This is a genomic window from Mesorhizobium sp. B283B1A, assembly GCF_020165735.1.
Classification (GTDB): Bacteria; Pseudomonadota; Alphaproteobacteria; order Rhizobiales; family Rhizobiaceae; genus Mesorhizobium; species Mesorhizobium opportunistum.
This window is the reverse complement of record NZ_JAIUIQ010000045.1, coordinates 1-18,488: the sequence shown is the minus strand read 5'-3', so window position 1 is coordinate 18,488 and position 18,488 is coordinate 1. Positions and strand designations below refer to the sequence as shown.

The 18,488-nt window shown below is 62.8% G+C and carries 21 protein-coding genes and 1 pseudogene; 12 read left to right on the top strand and 10 right to left on the bottom strand.

The window, feature by feature from the left end; translation table 11 throughout:
• Positions 1-82 precede the first annotated feature (82 nt).
• Together LB577_RS27810 and LB577_RS27805 are read right to left on the bottom strand one after the other, a co-directional pair.
• Positions 83-1,084 carry a glutaminase gene (locus LB577_RS27810; RefSeq protein WP_224689753.1) on the bottom strand — a complete coding sequence of 334 codons (1,002 nt, stop codon included), beginning with the start codon at positions 1,082-1,084 and terminating at the stop codon, positions 83-85.
• Positions 1,085-1,088: 4 nt separating this feature from the next.
• A complete protein-coding gene (locus LB577_RS27805) occupies positions 1,089-2,237 on the bottom strand; it encodes a pyridoxal phosphate-dependent aminotransferase (RefSeq protein ID WP_224689752.1) in 1,149 nt (382 codons plus the stop codon).
• Between the two features lie 145 nt (positions 2,238-2,382).
• Here LB577_RS27805 and LB577_RS27800 point away from each other — a divergent pair, with 145 nt between their 5' ends.
• The 6 genes from LB577_RS27800 (at position 2,383) to aat (ending at position 7,709) form a co-directional block, all read left to right on the top strand.
• Entirely contained in the window at positions 2,383-3,774 is a 1,392-nt protein-coding gene (locus LB577_RS27800; protein WP_224689751.1) for a M48 family metalloprotease, read from the top strand.
• 64 nt (positions 3,775-3,838) lie between these two features.
• Complete coding sequence (locus LB577_RS27795; RefSeq protein ID WP_224689750.1) at positions 3,839-4,660, top strand: DsbA family protein; 822 nt, start codon at positions 3,839-3,841, stop codon at positions 4,658-4,660.
• A 145-nt stretch (positions 4,661-4,805) separates the two neighbouring features.
• Positions 4,806-5,240, top strand: a complete 435-nt coding sequence (gene aroQ, locus LB577_RS27790) for a type II 3-dehydroquinate dehydratase (RefSeq protein ID WP_013895760.1) — start codon at positions 4,806-4,808, stop codon at positions 5,238-5,240.
• Between the two features lie 26 nt (positions 5,241-5,266).
• A complete protein-coding gene (gene accB / locus LB577_RS27785; RefSeq protein WP_013895761.1) occupies positions 5,267-5,725 on the top strand; it encodes an acetyl-CoA carboxylase biotin carboxyl carrier protein in 459 nt (152 codons plus the stop codon).
• A gap of 10 nt (positions 5,726-5,735) precedes the next feature.
• Entirely contained in the window at positions 5,736-7,079 is a 1,344-nt protein-coding gene (gene accC / locus LB577_RS27780) for an acetyl-CoA carboxylase biotin carboxylase subunit (protein WP_023764297.1), read from the top strand.
• A gap of 12 nt (positions 7,080-7,091) precedes the next feature.
• Positions 7,092-7,709, top strand: coding sequence for a leucyl/phenylalanyl-tRNA--protein transferase (gene aat / locus LB577_RS27775; RefSeq protein WP_013895763.1), 618 nt, complete (start codon positions 7,092-7,094; stop codon positions 7,707-7,709).
• 3 nt (positions 7,710-7,712) lie between these two features.
• Here aat and LB577_RS27770 read toward each other — a convergent pair whose 3' ends face one another.
• The 3 genes from LB577_RS27770 to LB577_RS27760 form a co-directional block, all read right to left on the bottom strand.
• The gene (locus tag LB577_RS27770; RefSeq protein WP_023764295.1) at positions 7,713-8,102 is read right to left on the bottom strand and encodes a hypothetical protein; all 390 of its coding nucleotides are present in this window, start codon (positions 8,100-8,102) and stop codon (positions 7,713-7,715) included.
• A 75-nt stretch (positions 8,103-8,177) separates the two neighbouring features.
• The gene (locus LB577_RS27765; protein WP_140573548.1) at positions 8,178-8,756 is read right to left on the bottom strand and encodes a DUF2155 domain-containing protein; all 579 of its coding nucleotides are present in this window, start codon (positions 8,754-8,756) and stop codon (positions 8,178-8,180) included.
• 160 nt (positions 8,757-8,916) lie between these two features.
• The gene (locus LB577_RS27760) at positions 8,917-9,315 is read right to left on the bottom strand and encodes an NADH:ubiquinone oxidoreductase subunit NDUFA12 (RefSeq protein WP_023764293.1); all 399 of its coding nucleotides are present in this window, start codon (positions 9,313-9,315) and stop codon (positions 8,917-8,919) included.
• A 232-nt stretch (positions 9,316-9,547) separates the two neighbouring features.
• Between LB577_RS27760 and panB the strand changes: the two genes are divergently transcribed.
• Positions 9,548-10,396, top strand: a complete 849-nt coding sequence (gene panB / locus LB577_RS27755) for a 3-methyl-2-oxobutanoate hydroxymethyltransferase (RefSeq protein ID WP_224689749.1) — start codon at positions 9,548-9,550, stop codon at positions 10,394-10,396.
• Positions 10,393-11,244, top strand: coding sequence for a pantoate--beta-alanine ligase (panC, locus tag LB577_RS27750; protein ID WP_224689748.1), 852 nt, complete (start codon positions 10,393-10,395; stop codon positions 11,242-11,244). The genes panB and panC overlap by 4 nt, the downstream gene beginning before the upstream one ends.
• Before the next feature lie 13 nt (positions 11,245-11,257).
• Here the strand turns inward: panC and LB577_RS27745 are convergent, their stop codons facing one another.
• The 3 genes from LB577_RS27745 to gatB form a co-directional block, all read right to left on the bottom strand.
• Positions 11,258-11,956, bottom strand: a complete 699-nt coding sequence (locus LB577_RS27745) for an AIM24 family protein (protein ID WP_224689747.1) — start codon at positions 11,954-11,956, stop codon at positions 11,258-11,260.
• 156 nt (positions 11,957-12,112) lie between these two features.
• Positions 12,113-12,604: a GNAT family N-acetyltransferase gene (locus tag LB577_RS27740; RefSeq protein ID WP_224689746.1), complete on the bottom strand. Its 492-nt coding sequence runs from the start codon at positions 12,602-12,604 to the stop codon at positions 12,113-12,115.
• A 4-nt stretch (positions 12,605-12,608) separates the two neighbouring features.
• On the bottom strand, positions 12,609-14,108 hold the full coding sequence (gatB, locus tag LB577_RS27735) for an Asp-tRNA(Asn)/Glu-tRNA(Gln) amidotransferase subunit GatB (RefSeq protein WP_224689745.1): 1,500 nt from the start codon (positions 14,106-14,108) through the stop codon (positions 12,609-12,611).
• Positions 14,109-14,303: 195 nt separating this feature from the next.
• On the opposite strand from gatB, the pseudogene LB577_RS27730 reads away from it, so the two are divergent.
• Positions 14,304-14,420: pseudogene (locus tag LB577_RS27730) on the top strand (YjhX family toxin); the annotation flags it as partial.
• A 46-nt stretch (positions 14,421-14,466) separates the two neighbouring features.
• On the opposite strand, the gene LB577_RS27725 reads toward LB577_RS27730, so the two are convergent.
• Positions 14,467-14,898: a CBS domain-containing protein gene (locus LB577_RS27725; protein ID WP_013895773.1), complete on the bottom strand. Its 432-nt coding sequence runs from the start codon at positions 14,896-14,898 to the stop codon at positions 14,467-14,469.
• Positions 14,899-14,985: 87 nt separating this feature from the next.
• Positions 14,986-15,741 carry a rhomboid family intramembrane serine protease gene (locus LB577_RS27720; protein WP_224689744.1) on the bottom strand — a complete coding sequence of 252 codons (756 nt, stop codon included), beginning with the start codon at positions 15,739-15,741 and terminating at the stop codon, positions 14,986-14,988.
• A 393-nt stretch (positions 15,742-16,134) separates the two neighbouring features.
• On the opposite strand from LB577_RS27720, the gene LB577_RS27715 reads away from it, so the two are divergent.
• From LB577_RS27715 to LB577_RS27705, 3 genes are all read left to right on the top strand, one after another.
• Positions 16,135-16,767: a PAS domain-containing protein gene (locus LB577_RS27715; RefSeq protein ID WP_023764285.1), complete on the top strand. Its 633-nt coding sequence runs from the start codon at positions 16,135-16,137 to the stop codon at positions 16,765-16,767.
• A 118-nt stretch (positions 16,768-16,885) separates the two neighbouring features.
• Entirely contained in the window at positions 16,886-17,503 is a 618-nt protein-coding gene (locus tag LB577_RS27710; protein WP_013895776.1) for a PilZ domain-containing protein, read from the top strand.
• Between the two features lie 280 nt (positions 17,504-17,783).
• The gene (locus LB577_RS27705) at positions 17,784-18,392 is read left to right on the top strand and encodes a transglutaminase-like cysteine peptidase (protein WP_023764283.1); all 609 of its coding nucleotides are present in this window, start codon (positions 17,784-17,786) and stop codon (positions 18,390-18,392) included.
• Positions 18,393-18,488 lie beyond the last annotated feature (96 nt).

Here is an 18,488-nt window from a genome sequence, read left to right as displayed (position 1 = left end):
TTTCTGACAAGAAGAAATCCCGCGCGATCGAAAAGATGGCGCGGGATTTTTCATATCCGGCGTTCCGATAGGGCGGGAAACGCTAAGGCGCGAAGATCGACCAGTTCATCATCCTGGCCAGCTTTTCCAGTGCGATCGAACCGAGCTTGGAGTTGCCGTTGGCATTGAGGCCGGGCGACCAGACGGCAAGCGAGGCGACACCCGGCACGATGCCCAATATGCCGCCGCCGACGCCGCTCTTGCCGGGAATGCCGACGCGGAAGGCAAAATCGCCGGAGCCGTCATAATGGCCACAGGTCAGCATCATGGCCCCGATGCGCCGTGCTCGCTCGGCCGACACCACGGAATGCCCCGTCGCCGGGTTCTTGCCGCCATTGGCGAGGAAGCGGCCGGCCATCGCCAGTTGCCGGCAGCTCATGGCGATGGCGCAGTGATGGAAATAAACGCCTAGCGCAAGCTCCGGTGCATGATGGAGGTTGCCGAAGGATTTCATATAGTTGGCGAGCGCAAAGTTGCGGTAGCCGGTGGCGCGCTCGGAGGCCGCCACCTCGCGGTCGATGATGATGGTCTCGTCGTCGGCCAGGAACTGTATGAAACGCAGGATCTCGCCAATCGCCTCGCGCGGCTGGTGGCCGGCAAGCAGGATGTCGGAAATGACGATGGCGCCGGCATTGATGAACGGATTGCGCGGAATGCCGTTCTCGTGCTCGAGCTGCACGATGGAGTTGAACGGATTGCCGGACGGCTCGCGCCCCACCCGCTTCCACAGCGCATCGCCGACATTGCCGAGCGCCAGGGTCAAGGTGAAGACCTTCGAGATGCTCTGGATCGAGAACGGCTGGTCGGCATCGCCCGCCACCAGCACGCGGCCGTCATTGGTGACGGCGGCAATGCCGAATTTCCTCGGATCGACCTTGCCCAGCTGGGGAATGTAGGTCGCGACGTCGCCGCGATCGGTGCGCTCGGCCATTTCGGCGGCGACCTCGGCCAATGCCTGATCAAGTTTGGGGGCCTGATCAAGTTTGGGGGCCTGATCAAGTTTGGGGGCCTGATCAAGTTTGGGGGCCTGTTCGAGTTCCGGCATGGCGCTACCTCAACCAGCGTTCGATGCGCGCCATGGCCTCGACCATGTCGTCATGGCTGCCGGCATAGGAAAACCGCATCGTGCGGTGCCCCGCCTGGGTATCGAAGTCGCGGCCAGGCGTCGCCGCCACATGGGCTTCCGCCAGCATCTTGCGCGCGAATGCCATGCTGTCGTTGCTGTGCCGGGTGACATCGCAAAAGGCATAGAAGGCACCATCCATGGGCGCGGCCAGCGGAAAGCCGAGTTCGGGCAAACGCTTCATCAGCAGCTCGCGATTCCAGGCGTAGCGGTCCTTGACCGCCTCCAGTTCCTCCGTCGCGGCAAAGGCCTCGATCGCGGCGATCTGCGACAGCTCCGGTGGCGAGATGTAGAGGCTCTGGGCGATGCGCTCGACCGGCCGCACCAGCTCCTCGGGCAGCACCATCCAGCCGATACGCCAGCCTGTCATGCAGTAATATTTCGAGAACGAGTTGATCACCGTCACGCTATCCCCGAAGGCGAGCGCCGTGGTGTCGGGGGCTCCGTAGGCCAGCCGGTGGTAGATCTCGTCGGAAATGACGGCGATGCCGAGCGCCTCCGCCGTGCTGACCAGCGCCGACAGTTCGTCGGCCGGAATGATGGCGCCGGTCGGATTGGCCGGACTTGCAAACAGGACGCCCTTCAGCGGCTTCTGGCGATGCGCCGCCTCCAGATGGCCGGCATGCAGGTAGGCCGCCTCGCCGAGCTCGATCTCGACGACATCGATGCCGAGCGCCGCCATGATGTTACGATAGGCGGGATAACCGGGTGCTGCGATGGCGACGCGGTCGCCCGGATCGAACATCGCCAGGAAGGCGAGATTGAAGGCGGCCGACGATCCGGTGGTTACCGCGATCCGCCCCGGCTCGACATCGAGCCCGTAGTGATCGGCGTAATGCCGGGCGATCGCCTTGCGCAAATCGGCCAGACCCAGCGCGTCGGTGTAGCCGATGCGGCCTTCCTGCAGGGCCTTGGCCGCCGCGGCGCGAACCTTTGCGGGCGCCGGATCGGATGGCTGGCCGACCGCCATGGAGATCACCGGCACGCCCTGGGCCTTCAGCCGGTTGGCTTCAGCCAGCACATCCATGGCGTGGAACGGCTCGACATTGCCACGGCGTGAGAGCGAAACGACCATTTTATCTATCCCGACGGTTGAGCACGGCATGCCCTGGACGCATGCGCCGCACAAATGCCCGATTGGTGTGAGGATCACAAGTTGAGGAAGTTTTTCCGGTGCCGACTTTTCATCTTTCGCCCGCTCGTCTACCAGTGGACACGTCATGTTGAGCCGACCCAGATCGACAATTGCAGAGGTGGCGCGTGTTTTCGCGACATTTTCGCTCGGCCTCGCCGTCGCGGTGGCGAGTTCGGTCACCGCCTTTGCCCAGTCCGTGCCGGTGGTGCGCGACGCCGAGATCGAGGCCCTCGTTCGCGATTACGCACGGCCGATCTTCAGGGCGGCCGGGCTGGCGAATGACGGCATCGACATCGTCCTGGTCAACGATTCCAGCTTCAACGCCTTCGTTACCGGACGCCGGCTGTTCATCAACACCGGCGCGCTGATGATGGCTGAAACGCCGAACGAGATCATTGGCGTCATCGCCCACGAGGCCGGCCACATCGCCGGCGGCCACCAGCAGAAACTGCGCGACCAGCTCGAACGCGCCAAGACGATGGCCATCATCGCCACTTTGCTCGGCGCCGGCGCCATGGTTGCCGGCGCCACCACCAACAGCCGCGGCCTTGCCGGCGCCGGCATGGGCGTGGCGGCTGGCGGCGGCGAGATGGCGCAGCGCAGCATCCTCGCCTATCAGCGCACCGAAGAGACGACCGCCGACCGCTCGGCGATCACCTATCTCAACGCCACCGGCCAGTCCGGCATGGGCATGCTGAAGACATTCGCCCGCTTCCAGAGCGCGCTGTCCTTGTCCGGCACGCAGGTCGATCCCTATCGGATCAGCCACCCGATGCCGCAGGAACGCATCGCCAATCTCGAAGTGCTGGTCAAGCAGAGCCCCAATGTCGGCAAGGTCGATCCGCCCGCGCTGCAGCAGCGCCATGACATGATGCGGGTCAAGATTGCCGTCTACATGGAAGGCCAGGCGGCTGGGTCACGGCTGATGCGAAAAATGCAAGGGACGCTGGCCGGGCTATATGGCGACGCGCAGTCGACTTACCTTTACGGCAATATCGCCGCAGCGCTCGCCAAGACCAACGCACTGATCAAGGCGCAGCCCAGGAATGCCTACTTCCAGGAGTTGCGCGGCGACATACTGATGAAGGCGAACAACCCCAAGGATGCGGCGGAAGCCTACGCCAGGGCGGTCAGCCTCGACCCGGCACGGTCCGGCTTGCTGCCGGTCTCGCTTGGACAGGCGCTGATGGCCATCGGCACACCCGATTCACTCAAGAAAGCCGTCGCGCAGATCAACAATGGTCTGGGGCGCGACAAGGAAAATTCCATCGGATACCGCTATCTGGCGCAGGCCTACGGCGAGTTGGGGGACATACCGGGCGCCGAGCTCGCCACTGCCGAAGGTCATTTCTATTCCGGTAACTACAAGGATGCGAAGATATTCGCCATGCGGGCGCAGCAGCAGATGAAGCGCGGCGAGCCGCGCTGGATTCGCGCCCAGGACATCATAAACTACAAATCATCAGGCAAGATCTAGTGAACCCTCCGGCCATGCGCTGCGACATAGCCAGACCGGGAAACAGGCAAAAGGAACGAGAACAATGAAAAAGGCACTGCTGCTGGGCACCACGGGAATCGCTGTAGCCCTTGCGATGCTCGCTTTCGGTTTCGTCGCCGGCAACCCGCAGATCGCCAAGGCCGGCACGGCCCAGCCTGCCCAGACGGCCGAGCCTGTCCAGATGGCAGGCGCCGACACCAAAATCGACCGCGCCGAGGTCGAAGGTATCATCCGCGACTACCTCTTGAAGAACCCCGAGGTGCTGCTCGAAGTGCAAGACGCGCTCGAGGCCAAACAGAAGGAAGAGCAGCGCATCGCCCATCTCGGCGTCATCAAGAACGCCAAGGACCAAATCTTCAACTCCGCCTTCGACGGCGTCGTCGGCAACCCGAACGGCAAGGTGACGATCGTCGAGTTCTACGACTACAATTGCGGCTTCTGCAAACGCGCCATCGAAGACATGCGGGCGCTGACCAAGACCGATCCGGACCTGCGCTTCGTGCTCAAGGAATTCCCGATCCTTGGCCCGGATTCGCAGAAGGCCAGCGTCGTCTCGATGGCGTTCCACCTGATGATGCCGGAAAAATACGGCGAGTTCCACAATGCGCTGCTTGGTGGCCAGGGACGCGCCACGGAGGCGGTCGCGATCAAGATCGCGCTTTCGCTCGGCGCCGACGAGGCCACGTTGCGCGAGAAGATGAAGGATCCGTCGATCCCCGAAGCCTTCTCCAAGACCTACGATCTCGCCAACAAGCTGTCGATCACCGGGACGCCGTCCTATGTCGTCGGCAACGAGGTCGTGTTCGGGGCTCTCGGACAGGATGTGCTGGCGGAGAAGATCGAGGCGGCGAAAGCCGGGCTTTGATCCGCCGCCGATTTTCATCACGGGTGCATTTCGGCCTGTTGTGGACAGTGAAAGAACGCACTTGCGCTCTTTCCGCGGGCGACTATGCCCGGTATAGAGGCCCAGCGAGCCGGCTTGATGCCGGCGCCGAAAAAGGTCGGCTTTTTTGAAAACGGTTTTCGTCCTGAACGGTCCCAATCTCAACGCGCTCGGCAAGCGCGAGCCGGGCATCTATGGCGGCAAGACCCTTGCCGCGATCGCCGACGACTGCAAGCAGGCGGGCGCGTCGCTTGGGATCGAGATCGATTTCCGCCAGTCGAACCATGAGGGCGACCTCGTCGACTGGATCCAGGAAGCCGGCGACAAGGCTGCAGGCATCGTCATCAATCCAGGCGCCTACAGCCACACCTCGATCGCGATCCACGACGCCATCCGCTCGGTCGCGCCGCTGCCGGTCGCCGAAGTTCATCTTTCCAACATCCACGCGCGGGAACCATTCCGCCATGTCTCCATGGTCGCGCCGGTCGCCGTCGGCATGATCTGTGGCTTTGGGCCGCTCGGCTACACGCTGGCGCTGCAGGCGCTGGCCGCGCGCCTATGACCGGCCCACAAACAGAAGGCTCGAAAATGTCGATAAAGAAGACCGGTGTTGACCAGCAGCTGATCCGCGATCTGGCGGGCATACTGAACGACACCAACCTGACCGAGATCGAGGTTGAACTGGGCGACCTGAAGGTGCGCGTGTCGCGGCAGGCGCCCGCTGTCCACGCGATTGCGGCCCCCCAACCCGCCTATGCGCCAGCGGCAGCCGCTCTGCCCGTGGCCTCGGCCCCGGCGGCCGCGGATGTGTCGAAGAACGCGGTGGCTTCACCGATGGTCGGCACCGCCTATCTGGCGCCCTCACCGGACGCCAAGCCGTTCATCGAGATCGGCCAGAAGGTCAAGGAAGGCCAGACGCTGCTGATCATCGAAGCGATGAAGACGATGAATCAGATCCCCTCGCCGCGCGCCGGCACGGTAACGGCGATCCTGTTCGAGGACGCGACGCCGGTCGAATACGGCATGCCGCTTGTCGTGATCGAGTAGAGCGGGCCGGATGTTCCAAAAGATCCTCATCGCCAATCGCGGCGAAATCGCCCTTCGGGTGCTGCGCGCCTGCAAGGAACTCGGCATACAGACCGTTGTGGTGCATTCGACCGCCGACGCCGACGCCATGCATGTCAGGCTTGCCGACGAGAGTGTGTGCATCGGCCCGCCGCCGTCGCGCGACAGCTATCTCAACATCCACCAGATTGTCGCGGCCTGCGAGATCACCGGCGCCGACGCCGTGCATCCGGGCTACGGCTTCCTGTCGGAGAACGCCAAGTTCGCCGATATTTTGGCAGCCCACAACATCACCTTCATCGGCCCGTCCGGCGACCATATCCGCATCATGGGCGACAAGATCGAGGCCAAGCGTACCGCCAAGCGCCTTGGCATTCCGGTGGTGCCGGGTTCCGACGGCGCGGTGACCGAGGAAAAGGAAGCCAAGCGCATCGCCGCCGAGATCGGCTATCCGGTGATCATCAAGGCATCGGCCGGCGGCGGCGGACGCGGCATGAAGGTTGCCCATACCGAGGCCGACCTCGAGGTCGCCTTGCAGACGGCACGCTCGGAAGCGGGCGCCGCCTTCGGCGACGACGCCGTCTACATCGAGAAATACCTGCAGAAGCCGCGTCACATCGAGGTGCAGGTGTTCGGCGACGGCTTTGGCCGCGGCGTGCATTTCGGCGAGCGCGACTGCTCGCTGCAACGACGCCACCAGAAGGTCTGGGAAGAGGCCAATTCGCCTGCTCTCAACGCCGAGGAGCGGTCCCGTATCGGCAGCATCTGCGCCACGGCCATTGCCGATCTCGGCTATTCGGGCGCCGGAACGATCGAATTCCTGTACGAGAACGGCGAGTTCTATTTCATCGAGATGAACACGCGCCTGCAGGTGGAGCATCCGGTGACGGAAGCGATCACCGGCATCGATCTCGTCCACGAGCAGATCCGGGTCGCCTCCGGCGGCGGACTTTCGGTCAAGCAGGAAGACATCAAGTTCAACGGCCACGCCATCGAGTGCCGCATCAATGCCGAGGATCCGCGCACCTTTACGCCCTCGCCCGGCACCATCACGCATTTCCACACGCCTGGCGGCCTCGGCATCCGCGTCGATTCCGGCGTGTATTCCGGCTACAGGATCCCGCCCTACTACGACAGCCTGATCGGCAAGCTGATCGTGCACGGCCGCAATCGCGTCGAGTGCATGATGCGGCTGCGCCGCGCCCTCGACGAATTCGTCGTCGACGGCATCAAGACAACCTTGCCGCTGTTTCGCGATCTCGTCGGCAATGCCGACATCGCCAATGGCGACTATGATATCCATTGGCTGGAAAAATACCTGGCCAAGGAAGAGTAGTCCGGGGACGCGATGACCCGCCCTTACGCGCCTGGCTATCGCATCCCCACCGACCTCCTGCTCAAGGCGTACGCCTCGGGCGTCTTTCCCATGGCCGAAAGCGCTGCCGACCCGGAGGTGTTCTGGGTGCGGCCGGAGACGCGCGGCATCATTCCGCTGCACGGGTTCCACACGCCGAAGAGCCTGAGGAAGACAGTCCGCAAAAACCTGTTCGACATCCGCTTCGACTTCGACTTCGAGGCAACGATCGACGGCTGTGCCGAAAAGCGTGAGGAGCGCCGCTCGACCTGGATCAACGCGCCGATCCGCGAAGCCTATGTGCAACTGCACCGCATGGGTCATTGCCATTCAGTCGAGGCCTGGCGCGAGGAGCGGCTGGTCGGCGGCCTCTATGGCGTGTCGCTTGGGCGGGTGTTTTTCGGCGAAAGCATGTTTTCCAAGGAGACGGACGCGTCGAAGACCTGCCTCGTCCATCTCGTCGAACGCTTGAAGGCGCGCGGGTTCGCGCTACTCGATACGCAGTTCACCACCGAGCACCTCAAGCGCTTTGGTGCTGTCGACGTGCCGCGCGGCAAATACGAGAAGATGCTGGCCGAGGCCCTGAAGGGCGAAGCGGTCTTCTTTCCGTAGGGATCAAGCCTTATCGGCCGCGGCCTCGATCGGGGTCTGCGAATGGAACATCATCTTCCAGCCGTTGACGCGGTGGACGTAGCCGGTGCTGACCAGCGCGGCATAGGGTTCGCCGTTCTCCCGCGTCGCATGCGCCTCGTAGGTCAGCATGATGACATCACTGCCCGGTTCGATTATGCCCTTGAGCTCGATATCGAGGTCACGCCATCGGTTGGGATTGGTCGCCGTCTTGGCCAGATCGGCATTGTCCATCGCTCGTGCCATCCGCGGAAATGCCACTAGGCACTCCGTGTCGACATTGGCCGCATAATAAGCGGCATCGCCTGTCCAGAACCCTTTTTCGAGTTCGAGCAACTCTGTCTTGCTGGCCGTGATCCGCTTGCTGTCCGACATCGGAATGTCCTCCGGGCGCATCGATGCGCGGTCGTCCGTGGCCCAACGCATGATAACCACGACGGTTCCCGGGGATCAGTTGGTGTCGGTGGTGTCCGGCTCCGTGGGATCGGGCTGTTCCACATCCGGGCTGACCTCAGCGTTCGGCTTGGCGGCAGCCGGCTTCGAAGCGTCGGCCTTGGTGGCGTCCGGTTTGGTGGCATCCGGCGCCGGTACATCGGACTTCTGCTTGCACGCCTTCAGCCAGACGTCATAGACGGCATGTTCGACGGCGTTAAGACCCGGGCTTTCGGCAAACATCCAGCCGGTGAATATGCGGCGAATCTTGCGGTCCAGCGTAATCTCGTCGACCTCGACGAAGGAGTCCGTCTTCGGCTCCTCGTTCTGCGGCCGGGAATAGCAGACACGCGGCGTCACCTGCAAAGCGCCGAATTGCACCGTCTCGTCGATATAGACATCGAAGGTGATGATGCGGCCAGTGATCTTGTCGATGCCGGCGAACTCGGCAACCGGGTTGGTGATGCGATCCGATCCCGCAGGCGGAGCCGGCGCGGGTGCCGCGGGTGCGGGCGACGCGGCAAAGGCGGCGGTGCTGACGGCGAGGCTGGCGGCTACCGTCAGACCGCCTGTCGAGATTCGGTTGAAAAAGCTCATGCAAGGGTACCGGTGGTTCGCGCCCAGGTGATTCCGTCGATCGCCAAGGCTAGTCGGCGTTTTCTGATGAGCAAGCAGCTAAACACCAATTGTGGCGATAAAGGACCAGCCCTGCAATTCGTGCTGTGACAAGTCGGGGCGCCGTTGCAAGCCGGGGCTGTTACGACCCGGGCGTCCAAGCGTCGTAGTCGCCGGTAACCTGCGGGCGGTGCTGGTTGGTCAGCACCGAGCCCTTCGGGCGATAGGCTGCCGGTGTTCCGGTCAGATTGGGCTGATGCGACTTCTGCCAATCGCGCGGCTTGTAGTCGTCGCTCGGTGGCGCGACATCGACCCGGTGGTGAATCCAGCCGTGCCACCCTGGCGGAATGGCGGAGGCTTCCGAATAATTGCGGTAGATCACCCAGCGGCGTGTGCGGCCTTCCGAATCGACACCGCCTTCGTAATAGACGTTGCCTGTCTCGTCCTGGCCGACCTTCTTGCCGTACCGCCAGGTGTGCAGGCGCGTTCCCAGCGTCTGGCTGTTCCACCAGGTGAAAAACTGCGTCAGGAAAGTCTTCATCTCAGAACCCTCGCGCTGGCGGCGCCTGTTTCCTGCTTATGGCGTCAGGCCTTCGGGAAGGCAAGGGTTTTGCCACGCAGAGCGCGCAAATGGCGCGCCCGGGATCGACACCGATTTGTGATCTTTCCACACCACGGGATGCGCGCTTGCCAAGTCTTCCCGGTGTTTCTAAAGCTCGGCGCGGTCCGCGCGGCAATATCAAAACTGACCGCGAGCCCAACGGAGGTGACGATTGGCCACGGAATTGCCGACCACCGACAGCCGCATCAGCCCGAGCCTGATTCGCCAGCGCAAGGGAGGCACGCCGCTCGTTTGTCTCACGGCCTACACCTATCCCGTCGCCCGCCTGCTTGATCCCCATGTCGAGCTGCTTCTGGTCGGTGACAGCGTTGCCATGGTCCTGCATGGCCATCAGACGACGCTGGGCGCCTCGATCGAGATGATGGTCGCGCATGGGCAGGCCGTGATGCGCGGTTCCGCCAGGGCCTGCGTGGTCGTCGACATGCCGGCCGGCACCTATGAGGATTCAGCCGCACAGGCCGTTGGCTCGGCGCGGCGCATCGTCGACGAAACCGGCTGCCAGGCGGTCAAACTGGAAGGCGGCGTCGACATGGCCGGACGGATCGCCGCGATCGTGGCCACCGGCATTCCGGTCATGGGCCATATCGGCCTGCTGCCGCAATCGGTCGAGAAGGAAGGTGGCTACAAGATCAAGGGCCGTACGAACGAGAACGTCGCGGCGCTGGTGGCGGACGCGCTGGCCGTCGAAAAGGCCGGTGCGTTCTCGGTGGTCATCGAAGGCACCATCGAGGCGATCGCCGCCGACATCACGCACCGCATCGCCATTCCGACCATCGGCATCGGCGCCAGCGCCGACTGCGACGGTCAAATCCTGGTCATCGACGATATGGTCGGACTGACCGTCGATCGCGTGCCGAAATTCGTCAAGGAATATGCCGATCTGCGCGGCGTGATCGCCCATGCCGCCGAGCGCTACGCATCGGAGGTGCGAAGCCGCACATTTCCCGGCCCTGCCCATGTCTTTTCGAGCAAGAACACAAGTGGCGGAGATGACGCATGAGCCGGCCTGCCGTCGTCGACAGCGTTGCCGCCCTTCGCGCGCGGATCCGTGACTGGCGGCGCGATGGGCTTCGCGTCGCCATGGTGCCGACCATGGGCGCGTTGCATGAGGGGCATCTCTCCCTGATCAGGATCGCACGTGAAAGAGCCGAGCGCTGCGTGGTGTCGATCTTCGTCAACCCGACGCAGTTCGCGCCGAGCGAGGATCTCGACAAGTACCCGCGCCAGCTCGCCCGCGATCTCGATATGCTGGCGACGGCCAGGGCCGATCTTGCGTTCACACCGACTGTCGATGCGATGTATCCTGCCGGCTTTGCCACCAGGATCTCGGTCGGCGGCCCGTCCGCCGGGCTCGAATCGGATTTTCGCCCCACCTTTTTCGATGGCGTCGCCACCGTGGTGGCCAAGCTTTTTCTCCAGGCAACGCCCGACTATGCGGTCTTTGGCGAGAAGGATTACCAGCAGCTTTGCGTCGTCAGGCAGCTCTGCCGCGACATTGACCTGCCCGTCGAGATCATCGGCGCGCCGACCATACGCGATGCGCATGGCCTCGCCATGTCATCTCGCAACGCCTATCTCGGCGAGGCCGAACTCCAGATCGCTCGCCAGCTCAACGTGGTCCTGCGCAAGACAGCAGCCGCGCTGGCGGCGGGCGCCGACCAGAAAGACACAATCGCCGAAGCCCGCCGCACCTTGATCGCCGCCGGCTTCCAGACGGTCGAATATGTCGAGGCCCGTGAGAGCCTGACGCTCGGGCCATGGCGGCACGACCGCGCGGGCCGCGTTCTCGCCGCCGCCTGGCTTGGCAAGACGCGACTGATCGACAATGTGGAAGTTCCCACTGCTTAAGTCGGAAGTGGAGCTATTCCTCGGTCGGCATATGCAGGTACATCGACTGGATGCCGACCCGGCCCGGGCCGGTGAAGCGATTGACGATGAAATTCATGCTGGCGCCGAAGAAGCCGCTCGACAGGCGGTCGATCTTGGTTTCCATCTTGACCGAGGTGTCCTTGAACAGCCAGCCGCCCGGCTCGATGTCGATGGTCTCGCCTGGTGCAAGCGTCTTTTCGAAGACATTACCGTAGCCGTGCAGCCAGACGATGCCGTCGCCGGCATCGCCGCGAAAACGGTCGATGAAAAAACCGCTCTGGCCAAACAGCATCGTCGCCAGGCCGCGCACCCGCTCGAACGTGTAGTCGACATTGCCGGTAGCGGCGAGAAACTGGTGTTCGCGCACCTGGATCTCCTCGCCGCGCCTGAGATGGATCGGCACGATGTGGCCGGGTCCGTCGCGGCTGAAGGCGATGATGCCGGCCCCCGACGCCTCGGTGACAAAGATCTGCATGCCGGCCATCATGCGCTTCAGCGCGCCCTTCAGCGATTTCAGACCGATGGTGATGGTGGAGTTCTTCCACAAAAGGATGTGGTGCTCGAAATAGACCGGCATCCGCGTCACGTCGACGGAAAGCACGGGCACCAGCTCGCCCGCAATATGATAGGTGACGCCACCAAAAGTTTCGTCCGACACTTGTGTCGGCATCAGTTCCGGCAAGCTTGGCATGATCCCCCCAGCGCCGCCTTGCGTACCGGTTCATTCCGGTTTCCGCACGGTCAGCTGAGGCAGCTTTGGGGCCGGAGCCAAGGAGCGTCAAACGAAAACAGCCCTCGACAACGCCGCTCGCGCGAAGGTGATCCAGGCCGGTCCGCGGGGAAGGAATCAGCCAGCGAGCGGCCGGTGATAGACGAGCGTCGCCTCACCAGTCGCGCGTGCGCGCTCGCCGGCATCGCCGGACCGCACGAAGCCGTTCGCCTCGTAGAAGGCGATGGCGTGCGTGTTCCGCTTCTCCACCTCCAGACGGACGGCCTGGGCTTCGGGGAAGCATTCGATGACCTCGTCGAGGAGCATGCCACCAATGCCCCTGCCCTGCAGGGTTGGAAGCACGTAGAGCTGTTTCAGGACAACCAGTTCTCCGCCATCGACGCTTTCGGCAAAAGCCACGCCGCCAATGCGCTTGCCGTCATCGGCGACGAGGAATTCGCTGTTCGGCTTGGTCAGCCGCGCCTTCAGCGCGGCGATCGAATGCCATTCCTCGGTTATCGCGGTGACCCGCGCGGGGCCGTAGATGGCGTCATAGGTCGCGTGCCAGGTTTCGACCAGCAACGCCCGGATGGCAGCAAGGTCACGATCCCCTGCGGTGCGAACGAACATAGCCCTACTCGATGCCGAGCTTGGCCTTGACCAGGTCGTTGACCGCCTGCGGGTTGGCCTTGCCGCCCGTTGCCTTCATCACCTGGCCGACGAACCAGCCAGCCATCGTCGGCTTGGCGCGCGCCTGCTCGACCTTGTCGGGATTGGCTGCGATCACCTCGTCGACGGCCTTCTCGATGGCGCCGGTGTCGGTGACCTGCTTCATGCTGCGGCTCTCGACCAGCTGGCGCGGATCGCCGCCCTCGTTCCAGATGATCTCGAACAGATCCTTGGCGATCTTGCCGGAGATCGTGCCGTCCTTGATCAGGTCGATGACAGCACCAAGCTGGTCGGGCGAAACCGGAGCGTTTTCAATATCCTGGCCGGCCTTGTTCAGTTGCCCGAGCAGATCGTTTATGACCCAGTTGGCGGCGAGCTTGCCGTCGCGGCCGGCGGCCACCTTCTCGAAATAGTCGGCGATCGGCTTTTCCGAGACCAGGATCGAGGCATCATAGGTCGAGAGGCCGAGCGAGGCGATCAGCCGTGCCTTCTTGGCGTCGGGCAATTCCGGCAACTCCTTGGCCAGCGCATCGACATAGGCCTGGTCGAACTCGAGCGGCAGAAGATCGGGATCGGGGAAATAGCGGTAGTCGTGCGCCTCTTCCTTGGTGCGCATGGAGCGCGTCTCGCCCTTGACGGCATCGAACAGGCGCGTCTCCTGGTCGATCTTGCCGCCATCCTCGATGATGGCGATCTGGCGCCTCGCCTCGTAGTCGATGGCCTGGCCGATGAAGCGGATCGAGTTGACGTTCTTGATCTCGCAGCGCGTGCCGAATTCGCCGCCGGGCTTGCGCACGGAGACATTGACGTCGGCGCGCATCGAACCTTCGTCCATGTTGCCGTCGCAGGTGCCGAGATAGCGCACGATGGTACGCAGCTTGGTGACGTAGGCCTTGGCCTCGTCGGCGGAGCGCATGTCGGGCTTGGAGACGATTTCCATCAGCGCTACGCCCGAGCGGTTGAGATCGACATAGGACATGGTCGCATGCTGGTCGTGCATCGACTTGCCGGCATCCTGTTCCAGATGCAGGCGTTCGATGCCCACCTCGATGTCCTCGAATTCGCCCTGGCGGTCGGGACCGACGGAGACGATCACCGTGCCCTCGCCGACGATCGGCTGCTTGAACTGCGAAATCTGGTAGCCCTGGGGCAGATCGGGATAGAAATAATTCTTCCGGTCGAAGACCGACTTGTGGTTGATCTGCGCCTTCAGGCCGAGGCCGGTGCGGATCGCCTGCTTGACGCATTCCTCGTTGATGACGGGCAGCATGCCGGGCATCGCCGCATCGACCAGGCTGACATTGGCGTTGGGGGCCGCGCCGAAAGTGGTCGAGGCGCCGGAAAACAGCTTTGCTTCCGAGGTCACCTGCGCATGGACCTCGAGGCCGATGATGATCTCCCAGTCACCGGTGGCGCCGGGGATCAGGCGTTTTGCGTCGGGCGTGCGGGTATCGATGAGTGTCATGGTAGCCTGCGCTTCTAGCTCGCGAATATTGCGATTTTCGCGAATTTGGGTGTTGGCCTTCGCTAGTGCAAACCGCCCGGCGAGACAAGCGCAAAGCCGCAATCTGGCCTTTTCTGACCTGTTCGCCTATAGGACTCCCATTCCAATGGAGAGTGGATGTCCACTTACGCTCAGTCCCGGTAAGGCCCTGACCATCTCGACCTGTTTCGAAAGCTGAAACGCAAGAAGGCGGTTTCGTCGTCGGGTGGCGGTCCCTACCGCATCACAAGGCGCGGACTTGAACTCGTCCGCTCCGAACTCGACAACAGGTAGCCTTGTGCCGCCGGCCGGAATATCGGCCGGCGGTTTCCTTCGCCGCTCAGGCGGTGGCGATGTAGGCGCGTATTTCCTCGGCCTCACGCTCGACATCCTCGATGCGGCGCTTGACCACGTCGCCGATGGAGACGATGCCATCGAGCAGGCCGTCCTTTTCCACCGGGAGGTGGCGGAAACGCCCCCTGGTCATGATCTCCATCACCTCGTTGACGGTGTGGTTCTCGTTGCAGATCTTAACCTTCGGCGTCATGGCCGAGCGCACGGGAATGTCGAGCGCGGCGCCACCTTCCCTGGCGACCACCCGCACGATGTCGCGTTCGGACAGGATGCCGACGATCTTGTGATCGCCGTTGGTGATGACCAACGCGCCGATCTTGTGTTCGGCCAGGATGCGGATGGCTTCGCTCAGCTTTTCGTTCGGCCCGAGCGTCAACACGTCATGGCCTTTTCTTTCCAGAATTGCCTTAACCGTCATGGCGTCCTCCTCTGCTTCGCCTGCCGGTCCCCTGCCCAGACCGGCCTCACGCAAGAGTGAACATCGTGCGCCGTGATCGGTTGCATTTCAAGTGCGGTCGGGGGTCTCCCATTCCGGCGCCTGCCATCCTCTGTCGAACCACCGCAGGCCGAAGAAGCCCGCGATAAAGCCGCCAATATGAGCCTCCCAGGCAATCTGGCCGTCTGTTCCCGGCGCGAAGCCGAGAAGGCCGGTGGCGAGGTTGATGATCATCCACATGGCAAGGAAGATGACGACCCCGCGCGAGCGCAGCACGATCGAGACCGGCAGCACCGGGCCCGCGAAAGCCGCCTTGCCGGCCGAACGGTCGGTGTGGAAGCCAAAACGCGCCGCGGCACCCATCATGCCCGATATGGCGCCGGAAGCGCCGACCAGCGGCGCCTCTCCGTACGGATGCATCGCCCAGAAGAGCGCCACGGAAGCCAGTCCGGTCACGGCAAAGAACACTGCGAACCGGAGTGCGCCCAGACGATTGGCCAGCGGCGAGCCAAAAGCCGCGAGCCAGACCATGTTGATGGCGATATGGGCAAAACCGCCATGCATGAAGGCATAGGTGAAGGGCCGCGTGAACAGGAACCAGTCGAAGCCGTATTGTCCGGTGTAGAGGACGGGAATGAAGGCCCCGTCGTACAACAGCGTCATCTGCTGCGTGTCGTTCAGCACATACTGCTGCAGCAGAAAGACAGCCGCGCAGATGCCGATAATCGCGAGCACGATCGGCGGCAGGTTGAACACCGGCTCGCGACGCCGCTCCGGCTCCAGGCCGGTCTGTTCCATTTCGGGGGGACTTTCGGGTTCGCTCATAAGCGCCAGCACTCGATCCAGGGAATTCAGTCGGGCGAGCATCTAGACCACTGGCAGCCGACTCACAAAGGGCGAATCGCCCCAGCGCGAATCAAAAAAGAAGCCGTCCAAGGTTTCCCTTGAACGGCCGGTCGAGCCCCCTGCTCCCCTAAAACTCTTGACTGAAGTGCTGCCGATCGTCGCGAAACGACCGCTTCTGGAGTGGTTTTGGTGTGCCACAGGGCTCGCCCGGGCGCAACGTAAACCACTTGTTAACCTTAACGGCCCCGACCCGTGAACAAGTGTTAACGAGGCTGGCACGCTTCCTGCTCGGCAACGCATGTAGGTCATCGGAGGGCGCCCTTCTGTTCACCGATGGGACATCAGACGACAGAATGCGCGGAGCTGCATAGCATGAACCAGAACGGATCGATCACGCTGTTCCACTATTGGAACCGCCTGCGTGACGGACGCCCCGCTCCGAAGCGGTCCGAGGTCGAGCCGGCCGACATCAAATCGCTGCTGGCCGATACGTTCATCCTGGAACGGGACACGCGCGGGCAACCCGTGTTCCGCCTGGCCGGCACCAGGCTGTGCGCCTGTTATGGCCGCGAACTCAAAGGGTTCTCGTTCCCGTCATTGTGGCGCGAAAAAGACCAGCGGCTGGTATCGCGGCTGATCCATGGCGTGTTCGACCAGAAATCGGTCGTGCTGATCGCCTTTGAAGGCTTTAGCCGCAACGGCCGCTCCAACAAGTTCGAATTGCTTGCCCTGCCGCTTGACGGCGGCGTCGAAAACCCGCGCTGCCTCGGCGTGATCAGCGCCGTGGAGAAGCCGTTCTGGCTGGGTGCGGATCCGATCACGGACGCATTGATCGATTCGATCCGCGTCATCGACCCGGAAAAGGAACTCCTCAACAACCGCCCGGCGATCAGCGTTCCGTCTCTCGTTCCCGACGAGATCGACACGCCCGAAACGATCTCGGAACTCGGCCGCGCGCGCCGCATCCGCCATCTCGTCGTGTTCGACGGCGGGCGCGAGGAATAGTTGACGATCCGCCGGTCCGACGGGCTCACTTTTCCCCTTTGTTAACCCGTTTTGTTGTAGTTCTGCGATGAAGTTCCCCGCATCGACGCGCGGAATGCCAAACGGGGTGTAGGCAGACATGAGGTCAGCGGCGGTCGACTACGCGCCGTCCCAAGCTGAAAGGCGTAACTTTCAGCGCGTCCGGGTGAAGATATACGGGCGCTTCATGCTGGAAGACCGCACCGAACATCCTTGCCAGGTCGTCGACATGTCGCCCGGCAACGTCGCGTTTCGCACCGATCGCATCGGTATGCCCGGCGAGAAAGTCATTGCCTATATCGACCATATCGGCCGCATCGAAGGTGTCGTGACACGCACCCTGCAGGACGGCTTTGCGATGACGGTGATTGCGTCCGACCGCAAGAAGGACAAGCTTGCCGCGCAATTGACCTGGCTTGCCAACAAGCACGAGCTCGACCTGCCGGAAGACCGCCGCCACGAGCGCGTCGCGCCGCGCAATCCGACCAGCGTGCTGCAGCTCACCGACGGCCGCCAGTATCAGTGCCGGATCATCGACCTGTCGCTGTCTGGTGCGGCGGTCGAGATCGACGTCAAACCGGCGATCGGCGTCCAGGTCACGCTCGGCACCATGCGCGGGCAGATCGTTCGCCATTTCGAGGATGGCGTCGCCATCGAATTCGCCGTCATCCAGCGCCCCGAGACGCTCGATTCCGAATTCAACACACCGCGCGCCTGACCGGATCGGTCAGGTCAGGACGCCCCAATCGAACCGGCCCTTCGCGGCCGGTTTTTTGTTCAATGCAACAGCGATCGAAATCCCGCCAGGCAGCCCAAAATCGCGGTTGTCGACAGCCTGCATACCCGAAAGGCCGGGCTCCGCAATCCAAACAATTCAATACTCACATGATTCAAATTTTATGTTTATTCTACAGGCGTTTTACTTAATATCTACTTCGCGCCTTTGCGTCAAATAAATCCACCTGTGGCAATGTCTCCTTCGAACGGGGAGACTAGAAATGAAAAAAACGAGGGGCAAGCTATTGCTGCTGGCAATGGCGATGCAGCTTTCCGCTTGGGGATCAGCATATGCCGCGGGACCGGCCTATATGCACACCGGCGGCCGCACCACACAGCCTGTTGGCCATTATGAATTCTGCCAGCGCATTCCCAGCGAATGCAACGAGAAGACGCCCAAGGGAGCGCCGGTCGACCTGACCCGCAAGCTCTGGGCAACGATCATCAACATCAACAACTCGGTCAACACCCGCGTCAAGCCGCGCACCGACATGGAAAACTACGGTGTCGAGGAATACTGGGCCTATCCCGGCAATGGCTATGGCGATTGCGAGGACTACGCGCTGGAAAAGCGTCGCGAGCTGATGGATATCGGCGTGCCGGCCGGCGACCTGCTGATGACGGTCGCGCGCCAGCCAAACGGCGACGGCCATGCCGTGCTGACCGTGCGCACCAGCCTCGGCGAGTTCATTCTCGACAATCTGCAAACCAAGGTGCTGTCCTGGACGGACACCGACTACACCTATCTGAAGCGCCAATCGACGGAGAATTCCGGCGTTTGGGTGACGATCAACGACGGCCGTTCCGACGCGGTCGCCAGCGTACGCTAAGGGCGCGCAGAGAACTGAGATCAAGCGCGTCGCACGAATGGGACGCGCTTCAGGAGAAACCCGGTCGAGTCCCCCCCCCCCCCCGCCCCCACCCCC

Excerpts from the sequence above, each read along its gene's own strand:
- LB577_RS27810 (WP_224689753.1), bottom strand. The coding sequence starts at position 1,084 with ATGCCGGAACTCGAACAGGCCCCCAAACTTGATCAGGCCCCCAAACTT.
- LB577_RS27805 (WP_224689752.1), bottom strand. The coding sequence starts at position 2,237 with ATGGTCGTTTCGCTCTCACGCCGTGGCAATGTCGAGCCGTTCCACGCC.
- LB577_RS27800 (WP_224689751.1), top strand. The coding sequence starts at position 2,383 with ATGTTGAGCCGACCCAGATCGACAATTGCAGAGGTGGCGCGTGTTTTC.
- LB577_RS27795 (WP_224689750.1), top strand. The coding sequence starts at position 3,839 with ATGAAAAAGGCACTGCTGCTGGGCACCACGGGAATCGCTGTAGCCCTT.
- accB (WP_013895761.1), top strand. The coding sequence starts at position 5,267 with ATGTCGATAAAGAAGACCGGTGTTGACCAGCAGCTGATCCGCGATCTG.
- accC (WP_023764297.1), top strand. The coding sequence starts at position 5,736 with ATGTTCCAAAAGATCCTCATCGCCAATCGCGGCGAAATCGCCCTTCGG.
- aat (WP_013895763.1), top strand. The coding sequence starts at position 7,092 with ATGACCCGCCCTTACGCGCCTGGCTATCGCATCCCCACCGACCTCCTG.
- LB577_RS27770 (WP_023764295.1), bottom strand. The coding sequence starts at position 8,102 with ATGTCGGACAGCAAGCGGATCACGGCCAGCAAGACAGAGTTGCTCGAA.
- LB577_RS27765 (WP_140573548.1), bottom strand. The coding sequence starts at position 8,756 with ATGAGCTTTTTCAACCGAATCTCGACAGGCGGTCTGACGGTAGCCGCC.
- LB577_RS27760 (WP_023764293.1), bottom strand. The coding sequence starts at position 9,315 with ATGAAGACTTTCCTGACGCAGTTTTTCACCTGGTGGAACAGCCAGACG.
- panC (WP_224689748.1), top strand. The coding sequence starts at position 10,393 with ATGAGCCGGCCTGCCGTCGTCGACAGCGTTGCCGCCCTTCGCGCGCGG.
- LB577_RS27745 (WP_224689747.1), bottom strand. The coding sequence starts at position 11,956 with ATGCCAAGCTTGCCGGAACTGATGCCGACACAAGTGTCGGACGAAACT.
- LB577_RS27740 (WP_224689746.1), bottom strand. The coding sequence starts at position 12,604 with ATGTTCGTTCGCACCGCAGGGGATCGTGACCTTGCTGCCATCCGGGCG.
- gatB (WP_224689745.1), bottom strand. The coding sequence starts at position 14,108 with ATGACACTCATCGATACCCGCACGCCCGACGCAAAACGCCTGATCCCC.
- LB577_RS27725 (WP_013895773.1), bottom strand. The coding sequence starts at position 14,898 with ATGACGGTTAAGGCAATTCTGGAAAGAAAAGGCCATGACGTGTTGACG.
- LB577_RS27720 (WP_224689744.1), bottom strand. The coding sequence starts at position 15,741 with ATGAGCGAACCCGAAAGTCCCCCCGAAATGGAACAGACCGGCCTGGAG.
- LB577_RS27715 (WP_023764285.1), top strand. The coding sequence starts at position 16,135 with ATGAACCAGAACGGATCGATCACGCTGTTCCACTATTGGAACCGCCTG.
- LB577_RS27710 (WP_013895776.1), top strand. The coding sequence starts at position 16,886 with ATGAGGTCAGCGGCGGTCGACTACGCGCCGTCCCAAGCTGAAAGGCGT.
- LB577_RS27705 (WP_023764283.1), top strand. The coding sequence starts at position 17,784 with ATGAAAAAAACGAGGGGCAAGCTATTGCTGCTGGCAATGGCGATGCAG.